The organism is Rhodococcus sp. NPDC054953 (assembly GCF_053609225.1).
Genome location: NZ_JBSGXD010000009.1, coordinates 75,006 through 86,722, shown reverse-complemented (window position 1 = coordinate 86,722; position 11,717 = coordinate 75,006). Strand labels below are relative to the sequence as shown.

General features: G+C 71.2%; 11 protein-coding genes and 1 pseudogene. 6 read left to right on the top strand and 6 right to left on the bottom strand.

The window, feature by feature from the left end; translation table 11 throughout:
* Positions 1–104: 104 nt before the first annotated feature.
* Positions 105–542, top strand: coding sequence for an STAS domain-containing protein (locus ACWF62_RS08890; protein WP_452629871.1), 438 nt, complete (start codon positions 105–107; stop codon positions 540–542).
* On the opposite strand, the gene ACWF62_RS08885 is transcribed toward ACWF62_RS08890, so the two are convergent.
* Entirely contained in the window at positions 535–762 is a 228-nt protein-coding gene (locus ACWF62_RS08885; protein ID WP_452629870.1) for a DUF6480 family protein, read from the bottom strand. The genes ACWF62_RS08890 and ACWF62_RS08885 overlap by 8 nt on opposite strands.
* 104 nt (positions 763–866) lie before the next feature.
* Here ACWF62_RS08885 and ACWF62_RS08880 point away from each other — a divergent pair, with 104 nt between their 5' ends.
* Positions 867–1,481 (top strand): flavodoxin family protein, encoded by a 615-nt coding sequence (locus ACWF62_RS08880; RefSeq protein WP_452629869.1) that lies wholly within the window; start codon positions 867–869, stop codon positions 1,479–1,481.
* A 13-nt stretch (positions 1,482–1,494) separates the two neighbouring features.
* On the opposite strand, the pseudogene ACWF62_RS08875 reads toward ACWF62_RS08880, so the two are convergent.
* The 3 genes and pseudogenes from ACWF62_RS08875 to ACWF62_RS08865 all read right to left on the bottom strand — a co-directional run.
* A pseudogene (locus ACWF62_RS08875) lies at positions 1,495–1,770 on the bottom strand (DJ-1/PfpI family protein); the annotation flags it as partial.
* Entirely contained in the window at positions 1,719–1,847 is a 129-nt protein-coding gene (locus ACWF62_RS08870) for a hypothetical protein (protein ID WP_452629922.1), read from the bottom strand. The pseudogene ACWF62_RS08875 and the gene ACWF62_RS08870, both read right to left, overlap by 52 nt.
* Positions 1,847–4,753, bottom strand: a complete 2,907-nt coding sequence (locus tag ACWF62_RS08865; protein ID WP_452629868.1) for an FAD-binding and (Fe-S)-binding domain-containing protein — start codon at positions 4,751–4,753, stop codon at positions 1,847–1,849. The genes ACWF62_RS08870 and ACWF62_RS08865 overlap by 1 nt, the downstream gene beginning before the upstream one ends.
* 147 nt (positions 4,754–4,900) lie before the next feature.
* Between ACWF62_RS08865 and ACWF62_RS08860 the strand changes: the two genes are divergently transcribed.
* On the top strand, positions 4,901–6,715 hold the full coding sequence (locus ACWF62_RS08860; protein ID WP_452629867.1) for a thiamine pyrophosphate-requiring protein: 1,815 nt from the start codon (positions 4,901–4,903) through the stop codon (positions 6,713–6,715).
* Positions 6,696–7,808 (top strand): enolase C-terminal domain-like protein, encoded by a 1,113-nt coding sequence (locus ACWF62_RS08855; RefSeq protein WP_452629866.1) that lies wholly within the window; start codon positions 6,696–6,698, stop codon positions 7,806–7,808. The genes ACWF62_RS08860 and ACWF62_RS08855 overlap by 20 nt, the downstream gene beginning before the upstream one ends.
* 3 nt (positions 7,809–7,811) lie before the next feature.
* Here the strand turns inward: ACWF62_RS08855 and ACWF62_RS08850 are convergent, their stop codons facing one another.
* Complete coding sequence (locus ACWF62_RS08850; protein ID WP_378507286.1) at positions 7,812–8,828, bottom strand: SDR family oxidoreductase; 1,017 nt, start codon at positions 8,826–8,828, stop codon at positions 7,812–7,814.
* A 115-nt stretch (positions 8,829–8,943) separates the two neighbouring features.
* On the opposite strand from ACWF62_RS08850, the gene ku reads away from it, so the two are divergent.
* Entirely contained in the window at positions 8,944–10,077 is a 1,134-nt protein-coding gene (ku, locus tag ACWF62_RS08845) for a non-homologous end joining protein Ku (protein ID WP_452629865.1), read from the top strand.
* A gap of 19 nt (positions 10,078–10,096) precedes the next feature.
* Here the strand turns inward: ku and ACWF62_RS08840 are convergent, their stop codons facing one another.
* On the bottom strand, positions 10,097–10,594 hold the full coding sequence (locus ACWF62_RS08840) for a CinA family protein (RefSeq protein ID WP_452629864.1): 498 nt from the start codon (positions 10,592–10,594) through the stop codon (positions 10,097–10,099).
* Positions 10,595–10,681: 87 nt separating this feature from the next.
* Between ACWF62_RS08840 and ACWF62_RS08835 the strand changes: the two genes are divergently transcribed.
* Positions 10,682–11,689, top strand: coding sequence for an iron-containing redox enzyme family protein (locus ACWF62_RS08835; protein WP_452629863.1), 1,008 nt, complete (start codon positions 10,682–10,684; stop codon positions 11,687–11,689).
* The last annotated feature ends 28 nt before the right edge of the window (positions 11,690–11,717 follow it).

The window sequence follows — 11,717 nt, the reverse complement described above, 5'->3', positions numbered from 1 at the left end:
CGACGGCCCTGACCTTGCTGTTGGTTGCCCCGAATCCCAGGCAACGACGCACGCTGCCATCGGAGGCCGTGGTCTCGGCAGCCCGACACGGGAAGGCCCTCACCATGAGAGTTCACGTTCACTGTCTCGAACACCCGCTCGTCGAATCGGTCAACGGCCCCGGCCGGTGCCGGATCCAGGGCCCTGGCCCGACGGTCATGGCGCTCACCGGGGATCTCGACGCCCCGGCGATTCCTGAGTTCGAGATCAGCGTCGACTCGGCGATCGACGAGGCGGGGCGCACCCTGATCATCGACCTGACCCGGGTCGGTTTCGTCTCCATCTCCGGCGTCCAGGCGCTCGTCGCGGCCCAGCATCACGCCGACCGGGGCGGGGTGGCGCTGCTGCTGGCCACCGACAGTTGGTCGACGCACCGCGCGATGGAGGCGGGGGGCATGGCGGGATGGTTCCGCTGCTTCCCCACCGTGCGGCAGGCGGTGGAGAACCGACGAGCCGAGCTGAGCGCGCACGTCGACCTCGACGTCGTGGTCGGGCTCAGATGACGAGGGCGACGATCACGACGACGAAGATGACGACGATCGCGCCCACCGCGAGCAGGGTGCCGATCCCGGAGCCGGGGAAACCCTTGCGGGTCCGGGGTTCCGGCGCCGACAACCCGGAGGTCTGAGCGGATTCGGGGGGCGTCGCCCCTGGCTGGACGCCGCCGCCGGGCTCGAGGTCGGGTGTGCGGGCCGGGTCGGGGTCAGGAGGTGGGGTGGTCATGGTGCACGGGTACCCCCGGCTGGCCCGCGCCACACCGGAACCCCGGATCGCCCCGCTCGCCGGACCGATGATTGGCCCGACGATGGCTGGGGTATCCCCCGGGCATGACGACTCGACGCGCACTCGCCGTCTCCTGCACGCTCAAGCCCTCACCCGCCGAATCCAGCACCGACCTGCTCGCCGGGCAGGTGCTGTCGGCCCTCGCCGATCATGGGATGCCCGGTGATCTGCTGCGGGCAGTGGACCACGACATCCGTCCGGGCGTCGATGCCGACATGGGCGGCGGCGATCAGTGGCCCCGGATCCGCGAGCGGGTGCTGGCTGCCGACGTTGTGGTCTTCGCGACGCCCACCTGGCTCGGGCACATGTCCAGCGTGGCGCAGCGAGTGCTCGAACGGCTCGACGCCGAACTGAGCAACGTCGACGATCAGGGGCGCCCGGCGATGCTCGGCAAGGTCGCGCTCGCCGTGGTGGTCGGCAACGAGGACGGCGCCCACAAGATCGTCGCGGACGTGTTTCAGGCGCTCAACGACATCGGGTTCACGATTCCCGCCCAGGGCTGCACCTACTGGAACGGGGCCGCGATGTCGGGGGTCGACTACCGCGACCTCGACGAGGTACCGGAGGCGGTCGCCCGGACCACGGCCGCCGCGGCACGCAACGCGGCCGCGCTGGCCGCGCTGCTCCGCGACGGCGGGTATCCGGCCTACCCGCAGTGATCGCGCGCCGCCCTCACCGGGCGGCGAACTCGTGCAGCAGGCGGTCGCAGAACGCGGGCAGGTCGTCGGGTCGGCGGCTGGAGACCAGGACATTCGCTCCGTCGGTGCAGGTGACCACCTCGTCATCCACCCAGCGTCCGCCCGCGTTGGTGATGTCCGTCCGCAGGCTCGGCCACGAGGTCAGGGTCCGGCCCCGCACCGCGTCCGCCTCGATCAGCGTCCACGGCCCGTGACAGATCACCGCCACCGGTCGGCGCGCGGCGACAATGGCGCGGACCAGGTCCACGGCGCGGTCAGCTCCACCTGCTCCACCCCCTCCGCCGCGACGAGAAAAGCGATCCTCTTGTCCTGCAGTGTCGGTGTCATCAGGGCTCCCTCCGGTGGTGGTCGTCGGGTCGTCGGGTGAGGGCGGCGGCGAGGACCTGCGCCCCGTGCCGCGGCATCGATCCCGGCTGCAGGTCACGCAGCTGGGTGCGGCAACTGAATCCGTCCGCGACCAGCAGCGTGCTCGGGTCGGCGGCACGCACCGCGGGAAGGAGCGTGTCCTCGGCGCAGGCGACGGAGATGTCGTAGTGGCCGCGTTCGAAGCCGAAGTTCCCGGCCAGTCCGCAGCATCCGGCGTCGAGGACCTCCGGGTGCACCCCCGCCCGGGTGAGGAGGTCGCGGTCGGCGGGCACGTCGAGGACCGCGTGGTGATGGCAGTGCGGTTGGACCAGCGCGCTGCCACCGAGGTGCGGTGGCTCCCAGTCCGGTGCCCGATCCCGGATCAGCTCCCCGAGGGTCACCGTCTGCCCCGCGAGGCGGCGGGCGTCCTCGTTCCCGGACAGCAGGTTGGGTAGGTCGCTGCGGAAGACCGCAGCGCAGCTCGGTTCGAGCACGACCACCGGATCGCCGGACCGCAGCGTCGGCCGCAGCAGCCGCAGGGTGCGGCGCAGGACACGGACGGCGGTGGTCAACTGACCAGTGGAGATCCAGGTGAGCCCGCAGCAGCCGACCCGATCCGGGACGTGGATGTCGAACCCGGCGGCCTCGAGCACGGTGACGGCGTCGCGGGCGATCTGCGGGTCGAAGTTGTCGGTGAAGGTGTCCGGCCACAGGGTGACCCGCCCCCGCTCGGCCTGGGTCCGCCGCGGCGGCCGGCGCCGGTACCAGTCGGTGAAGCGTTCGGTGGCGAACCGCGGCAGGGTGCGGCGGGGGTCGACACCCGCCGCCGCCTTGAGTGCGGTGGACAGTCCGGGCGCGGCGGTGAGCGCGTTGACGGTTGCCGGCGTCGCCGCCGCGGCCCTGGCCAGCAACGGCAGCCAGCCCATCGCGTAGTGCGACCGGGGGCGAAGCCGGTGCCGGTAGTGGTGGGCGAGGAATTCGGCCTTGTACGTTGCCATGTCGACGTTGACGGGACAGTCGCTCAGGCAGCCCTTACAGGCCAGGCACAGGTCGAGCGCGTCCCGCACCTCCGTCGACCGCCAGCCGTCGGTGATCACCTCACCCCGCAGCATTTCAAACAGCAGACGGGCCCGGCCGCGGGTGGAGTGTTCCTCCTCGCCGGTCGCCCGGTAGCTCGGGCACATCACGCCGGATCCGGTGCCGCGGCACGCGCCGACACCGACGCAGCGGGCGGCGGCGCGGCTGAATCGGTGCTCGTCGTCGGGGTACGCGAAGCGGGTTGCCGGTTCGGCTGGCAAGTAGTCGGCGCCCTGCCGCAGGTTCTCGTCGAGCGGGTAGGGGTGCACCACCTTGCCGGGATTCATCCGGTTTCGTGGATCGAACGCGGCCTTCACCTCGCCGAACGCCCGGACGAGCCGATCACCGAACATGATCGGCAGCAGTTCCGCGCGGGACTGGCCATCACCGTGCTCGCCGGACAGCGAGCCGCCGTGATCGACGACGAGGCGGGCACTGTCCTCGGCGAAGGCGCGGTAGCGGGCGACGCCGTCGGCGGTGCGCAGGTCGAACGGGATCCGGGTGTGCACGCAGCCGTGCCCGAAATGCCCGTACAGGGAGGCGGTTCCGTAGTCGTAGCGGTCGAGCAGCGCCCGGAAGTCGCGGAGGTAGTCGCCGAGCCGCTGCGGTGGCACCGCCGCGTCCTCCCAGCCCTCGTGCGTCTCCGGCTCCCCCGGCGGGTAGGCGGTCGCGCCGAGCCCGGCCTCACGGGCCGCCCACACCTGGTCCTCGTGTGCGGGGTCGTCGAGGAGGGTGCCGGGCGTGGTGGACCGGGATGCGAGATCCGACATCATCGACCGGGCGGCGCGGTCGGACGCGTCCTTGCTGTCCGCAGTGAACTGCACCATCAGCCAGGCGTTGCCGTCGGGTAGTTCCCGCAGCGCCGCCTCCGCGAGTCGCTGACTATGTTCGAGGGCGACCAGCCGATGGTCGATGCCCTCAAGCGCCGCAGGCCGGTGGGCAAGGACGTCGGGTACCGCATCGGCGGCGGCGCAGATGTCGTCGAACCCGAGCAGCACGAGGCTCCGCGCGTTCGGCACCCGCACCAGCTCGAGTTCGGCCCGCAGCACCGTCACCAGGGTGCCCTCCGAGCCGACCAGCAGCCGTGCGAGATGAAAGTCGTTCTCCGGCAGCAGGGCATCGAGGTTGTAGCCGGAGACCCGCCGCGGAATGTCGGGGTAGGTGCGGCGGATGTCGTCGGCGTACTCGTCGCGCAGCCGCCGCAATCCCCGGTACAGGTCGCCGCGGGCTCCCCCGGCGGCCGCGATCCGGTCGACCTCGGTCTCCGGGGTTGCCCCGACCCACATCCGCAGCCCGTCGTAGGTGAGTACCTCCAGCCGACGCACCGAGTCGGCCATCTTCCCGTACGCCTGCGCGGTCGACCCGCACGAATTGTTGCCGATCATCCCGCCGATCGTGCAGCTGACGTGAGTCGACGGTTTCGGCCCGACCATCCATCCGTCGGCGGCGAGCCGGTCGTTGAGACCGTCCAGCGAGATGCCCGGCTGCACCAGCACCGTCCCGGCCGCGGGGTCGACCGACTCGACGCGGGTGCAGTACTTCGTCCAGTCCAGCACCACCGCGGTGTTGCAGCATTGCCCCGCCAGGCTGGTGGCGCCGCCTCGGGAGAGCACCGGCACGTCGTGGTCGCGGCACACCGTGACGGCCGTCTCCGCGTCGCCGGGGGTGCGGGGCACCACGACACCGATCGGGACCTGGCGATAGTTCGAGGCGTCGGTCGAATAGGCCGCGCGGCTGCCCGGGTCGAACCGGACCTCACCCGCGATGCGCCCGCGGAGGGCCTTCTCCAGCGCCTGGTAGAGGGGCGACATTCGATTCGGATCCTCTCGCCGCGGGTATCGGTCCGCCGCGGATGGGGTACCACGATCCGGGCGAGCGCAAACGGTCCCCTCGTTTACCGCGACCGCCGCGCGGGTACCTCGCGGGGAGAGCGACGGATGCGTCGAGGAGGACGATTCATGAGCAGCACCAAGGTTTCCGACTATATTCTCGAACGCCTGCGGGAATGGGGGGTCGAGGTCACGTTCAGCTATCCGGGTGACGGGATCAACGGGATCCTCGCGGCCTGGGGGCGCGCCGACAACGACCCGAAGTTCGTCCAGTCCCGACACGAGGAGATGTCGGCGTTCGAGGCCGTCGGCTACGCCAAGTTCACCGGCAGGCTCGGGGTGTGCTTCGCGACGTCGGGACCGGGGGCGATCCATCTGCTCAACGGCCTCTACGACGCCAAGCTCGATCACGTCCCGGTGCTCGCCATCGTCGGGCAGACGAACCGCAGCGCCCTCGGCGGCTCCTATCAGCAGGAGGTCGACCTGATGAGCCTGTACAAGGATGTCGCCAGCGAGTACCTGCAGATGGTGACCGTCCCGGAGCAGCTGCCGAACGTTCTCGATCGGGCGATCCGGACCGCGTTGACCCGGCGGGCACCGACCGCGGTCATCGTTCCCGCCGACGTGCAGGACCTCGACTATGCGCCGCCGGAACACGCGTTCAAGATGGTCCCCTCCAGCCTCGGGTTCGAGAAGGCGACCGGACGGCCCGGCGACGACGCGATTCGCCGCGCCGCGGACGTCCTGAACAGCGGATCGCGGGTGGCGATGCTGATCGGTTCCGGCGCCCGCGGCGCGGTCGCGGAGGTCACCGAGGTCGCGGAGCTGCTCGGGGCGGGGGTGGCGAAGGCGCTGCTGGGCAAGGACGTGCTGCCCGACGACCTACCATGGGTGACCGGCTCCATCGGTCTGCTCGGCACCCGGCCCAGCTACGAGATGATGGCGGGCTGCGACGTGCTGCTCACGGTCGGGTCGAGCTTCCCGTACTCGCAGTTCCTGCCCGGCTACGAGCAGGTGCGCGCGGTGCAGATCGACATCGATCCGCGGATGATCGGCATGCGCTACCCATACGAGGTGAACCTCGTCGGGGACGCAGGCGCGACGCTCCGCGCGCTGCTTCCGCTGCTGCGCAGGCAGCCGGACCGGTCCTGGCGAGAGTCCATCGAGTCGGCCGTCGACCGGTGGTGGCAGACGATGCACGCGCAGGCGATGCTCGACGCCCCGCCGGTCAACCCGATGCGGCTGTTCGACGAGTTCTCCCGGCGGCTGCCCCCCGACGCGATCGTCACCGCCGACTCGGGGTCGTCGGCGAACTGGTATGCCCGCAACATCACGATGCGCGGTGAGATGCGCGGATCCCTGTCCGGCACGTTGGCCACGATGGGGCCGGGGGTGCCGTACGCGATCGGTGCGAAGTTCGGCAGACCGGATCGGCCCGTCGTCGCGTTCGTCGGGGACGGCGCGATGCAGATGAACGGCCTCGCCGAACTGATCACCGTCAAGCGGTACTGGCATGAGTGGAGCGATCCCCGCCTGGTCGTTGCGGTACTGCACAACGACGATCTCAACCAGGTGACGTGGGAGATGCGGGCGATGAGCGGTGCACCGAAGTTCGTCGAATCGCAGGCCCTCCCCGATGTGGACTACGCCGGCTTCGCCGCCGGACTCGGCCTGAACGGGATCACCGTGGAGGACCCCGATTCGGTCGGGGCGGCCTGCGAGCAGGCGCTCGGCGCGGACCGGCCCAGTGTTCTCGACGTCCACTGCTCGCCGCACATGCCGCCGATTCCCCCGCACGCGACCCTCGACCAGGCGCGGATGACGGCGGCGGCGGTCCTGCAGGGCGACGAGAACGCGTGGGACCTGGTGAAGATCGGGATCAAGGCGAAGGCCACTGAGCTTCTGCCGCGTCGAGGGGGTGATCGTGGACCGGACGACGGGTGACCGTATCGGCAGCGTCCGGGCGTCGGCGTACACGGTGCCGACCGAGACCCCGGAGGCCGACGGCACCCTCGCCTGGGACAGCACCACGATGGTGCTGGTGGAGGTGCGGGCGGCGGGCACCGTCGGGACGGGATGGACCTATGGGCCCGCGGCGTGCGCGGCGTACATCGACTCGACCCTCGCCGGGCTGGTGCGCGGCGCCGATCCGCTCGCCGTCGGCGGGGTGTACGAGCGGATGGTGCGGGCGGTCCGCAACGACGGTCGGCCCGGGGCGGTCGGGTATGCGATCTCCGCGGTGGACGCGGCGGTGTGGGATCTGAAGGCGAGGATGCTCGACGTCCCGCTGTGCTCGTTGCTCGGCCGGATTCACGAGTCGGTTCCGGTGTACGGCAGCGGCGGCTTCGTCAACTACGACCGGACGCGCCTGCGTGACCAACTGCTGGGGTGGGTCGGGGAGCAGGGAATCCCGCGGGTCAAGATCAAGATCGGTGAGGCGGCCGGGGCGCGGCCCGGCCGCGATCTCGCGCGGATCGCCCAGGCGCGGCGCATCATCGGCGACGACGCGGCGCTGTACGTCGACGCGAACGGCGGCTACTCGCGCAAGGAGGCGATTCGGGTGGCCCGCCGCGCGGACGAGCAGCGGGTGAGCTGGTTCGAGGAACCGGTCAGCTCCGACGATCTCGTTGGCCTGCGGCAGGTCCGGGCCGCCGTGCACCCGGATGTCACCGCTGGCGAATACGGCGGTGATCCGGGCTACTTCCTGCGGCTGTGCGCGGCGGAGGCCGTGGACTGTCTCCAGGTCGACGCGTCGCGTTGCGGGGGCATCACCGGGTGGACCCGGGTTGCACCGATCGCGGCCGCCCACGGACTGCAGGTGTCGGCGCACTGTGCCCCGCACCTGCACGCTCACGTGGCCGCGGCGACCCCAAACATCCGGCACCTGGAGTGGTTTCACGATCACGTGCGGCTCGAATCGATGTTCTTCGACGGCGTCCTCGACCCGTCGGGCGGTGCGGTCACCCCGGATGCGGCTGCGCCCGGCACCGGGCTCACCCTGCGGACCGCCGACGTCGAGCGGTTCCGGGTGCGGTGAGCGTCAGCGCCTGCGGCGGACCCCGGCGAGCGCACCCGCGCCGCCCAGCACCGCCGCCGCCGCGGCCACCGCGCGATGGTGCTGCGACGCCCACAGTTGCGGGCACCGGGTGGTCGCGCGCGCGTCGAAGATCCCCGTCGCGCCGTGGTCACGTCCGTCCGGGCCGTCCGCGGGCTCCCACAGGTTCGTCGCCTGATCGTCCGGCCGGGGGGTGTCGGTCTGCTGGGAGTCGAAACCCGTTGCGGCGAGGTACCGGTCGAGCAGTCCGGGGACGATCGCGTTCGCGAGCAGCGTGCCGACGGTGCTGCCGCCCACCCAGTACTCGCGCCTGCGCGGGTGGTCGGCGGCGAACAGCACCGCCCGCGCCGCGACGGCGGGCTGATAGATCGGGGGCACCGGCTGCGGGTGGTGCGGGAGGCGCGAGAGCACCCAGGAGAACTGGGGGGTGTTCACCGCGGGCAGCTGCACCATCGTGGTGCGGACGGCGCTGCCGTCGTGGAGCAGTTCGCAGCGCACCGACTCGGTGAAGCCCTGGATGGCGTGCTTCGCCCCGCAGTACGCGGACTGCAATGGGATGCCCCGGTAGGCCAGGGCCGAGCCGACCTGCACGACGACACCGTGGTTGCGTGGGCGCATCCGTGCGAGCGCCGCCATCGTGGAGTACACGTAGCCGAGGTAGCTCACCTGCGTCACCCTGGCGAATTCGGCGGGCGTGATCCGGTCGAACGGGGCGAACACCGACGTGAACGCCGCGTTCACCCACACGTCGATCGGTCCGAGCTCGGCCTCGGCGTCCCCCGCGGCGGCGTCGACCTCCACCGGGTCCGCGACGTCGACGGCGAGGGGGAAGGCGGTGCCCCCCGCCGCGTTCACGTCGTCGGCCGCGCCACGCAGCCCCTCGGTCCCGCGCGCGAGCAGCGCCACCGCAGCCCCTCGCGCAGCGAATGCGGTTGCCGTGGCGCGCCCGACGCCCGCACTGGCGCCGGTGACGACGACGACCCTCGGATGATCCCCATGAATCACTGCGACTGACCTCCCTGAACGTGGTGGACGCGTTGCCGATCCGCATGCCCGCATGCGGCGGTCGCGAAACCCGCCGCGTTTCCCGGCGCCGTGTGGTGGGTAGCCGACGGGCATGCGTTCGATGTGGAAGGGAACGGTGGCGTTCGGTCTGGTCGCGATTCCGGTCCGCCTGTACGCGGCGACCGAGAACCGGAACCTGACGCTGCATCAGGTGCACGTCCGGGACGGAAGCCGTATCCAGCATCGCCGGTTCTGCGCGGCCGAGGACGCGGAGGTCCCCTATGACGAGATCGGTCGGGGGTACGAGACCGAGGACGGCAGGGTCGTGATCCTCACCGACGACGACCTGGCCGACCTTCCGCTGCCGAGCGCCAACACGATCGACGTCCTCGGATTCGTCCCGATCGAGTCGGTCGACCCGATCTACTTCGACAGGAGCTACTTTCTCGAACCGGAGAAGTCGGCGGTCAAACCGTTCGTGATGCTGCGCGACGCCATGCACAAGTCCGGCCGGGTCGCCGTCACCAAGATCGCGCTCCGGCAACGGGAGTCGCTCGCCCTGCTGCGCGTGTACCGGGATGTCGTCGTGATCGACACCATGCTCTGGCCCGACGAGGTGCGCAGCCCGGACTTCGCGTTCCTCGACACCGATCCGCCGCAGGTCACGGCGAAGGAGATGACGATGGCGGCGGGCCTCATCGAGGCGATGTCCGAGCCGGTCTTCGACCCGGACGGCTATCACGACGACTACCGCGCCGCATTGACGGCCCTGGTGGAGGCGAAGATTGAGGGGCACGAGACCGTCGAACGGCCAGGGGAACAGCCGACCGCCGACACCGACGTGAGCAGCCTCCTCGATGCGCTCGCGAAGTCCATCGACTCGAAGTCCGTCGAATCGGCGGCGGCGCGGACGCCCGGTCAGCGGGCCGAGCCCACCAAACCCAACGAGACCGACGACAGTGAAGGAGGGAGCACGATGCCGAGGAAGGGATCGGATCCGCATCTGAAGGATCAGGAACTGTACGAGGACCTGCGGGACCGGGGTGACTCGAAGGAGAAGGCCGCTCGAATCTCCAACGCGGCCGCGGCCCGGGGGCGCAGCGCCGTCGGCCGCAAGGGCGGTGCCGGGCAGTCCTACGAGGACCGCACCGTTCCGGAATTGCGCAAGCGTGCCAAGGAAATCGGGCTGACCGGATACTCGTCGATGAACAAGAAGACGTTGATCGACGCGCTGCGGAATCATTGACCGGTCACCCGGCTGCCGGTCACCGGGCGGGGTCGACGACGCGGGCGGTGAGCAGGTCAACGGCGCGGGCCACGGTGGCCTCGACGACGCGGGCGGGGTCACCGTCGAAGTGCCGTTCCTCCACCGTGGTTCGACCCGCGCCCGCGACTGCGAACCAGACGGTGCCGACCGGGCGGCCGTCCTGTTCGGAGGGCCCGCCGACCCCGGTCACCGCGACGGTGATGTCGGCGCCGAGCAGTGCGGCGGCCGAGTCCGCCATCATCCGGGCCGCCTCGGCGCACACCACCGGGCCCGCGGGGACGCGGAGCAGCCCGTGCTTGACCTCGCGTGCGTAGGCGACGATGCCGCCCCGGAACCAGCTCGCCGCGTCCGGGGCGGCGCCGAGCGCGGCCGCGACCCGGCCCGAGGTGAGCGATTCGGCGCAACCGACCGTGAGGCCGCGCGCGAGCGCGGCCTCCGCGAGTCGCGAACACACCTCGGTGGTGTGTGCGGCGTGCGGCGGCGGTCGGTGTCTCATGAGCGGTGGACTACCCGGTCCGGGCCGATGCCACACCGGGTGCGGCAGGCGGGTTTGCCGGGGCCGGGTGCGGGGTATCCCGGTCGGATGGGTGACAACGACGACGACGGCTCCGCGCGGTTGCCGATGCCGCGCGGCCCGCTGTCCTGTGCGGTCGTGTCCGTCCTGCGCGGAGGCCCGGCCGGGTCGGTGGGTAGGCCACCGGACCCCGAGCACGCGGATCCGCTCGGTGGGGACCTGCAGTTGGCGCTGCAGGTGTGCTACGAGGTGCACTATCGCGGTTTCGTCGGCGTCGACCCCGACTGGGAGTGGGATCCGGACCTGCTCGGGGTGCGGGCGGCGATGGAGCGGCGGTTCCTGGACCGGCTGCATACCGCGCTGCCCGGCGGCACCGACGCCGACGCCGCGCTCGCCGAGGTCGCCGCGGACGGTGTCGACGACGGGTCCGTCGCGGCGCACCTGCGGGACACCGGGACGTGGCAGCAGATGCGCGAGTACTTCGCGCACCGGTCGATCTACCACCTCAAGGAGGCCGACCCGCTGGTGTGGGCCGTGCCCCGGCTGCGGGGCGCGCCGAAATGCGCGTTCGTCGCCGTCGAATTCGACGAGTTCGGTGCGGGCAGGCCGGGACACATGCACTCGAGGCTGTTTGAGGATCTGCTCCGCGCCGCCGATCTCGACCACCGCTACCTCGGCTACCTGGACGATGTGCCCCCCGAGACCCTGGCAACGGTCAATCTGGTGACGCTGTTCGGGTTGCGGCGCAGCCTGCGGGGCGCGCTCGTCGGGCATTTCGCGACCGCGGAGACGACGACCCCACCGAGCGCCAGGGCGCTGGTGCAGGCGCTGCAACGGATGGATGCGCCGCCCGCATGCACCCGCTTCTACGCCGAGCACGTCGAGGCCGACGCGGTGCACGAGCAGGTGCTGCGCCACGACGTGGTCGGGGCGCTGCTCGACGACGAGCCGGCGCTCGCGTCCGACGTGGTGTTCGGGGTCCAGGCCACGCAGCTGCTCGAGTCCAGGCTCGCCGAGCACCTGCTGCACTGCTGGCGCGGGGGGACGAGTTCCCTTCTGCCGGTGCATGAGACATGAGCCGGCGAGAGATGGCGAGGGCAGGCGG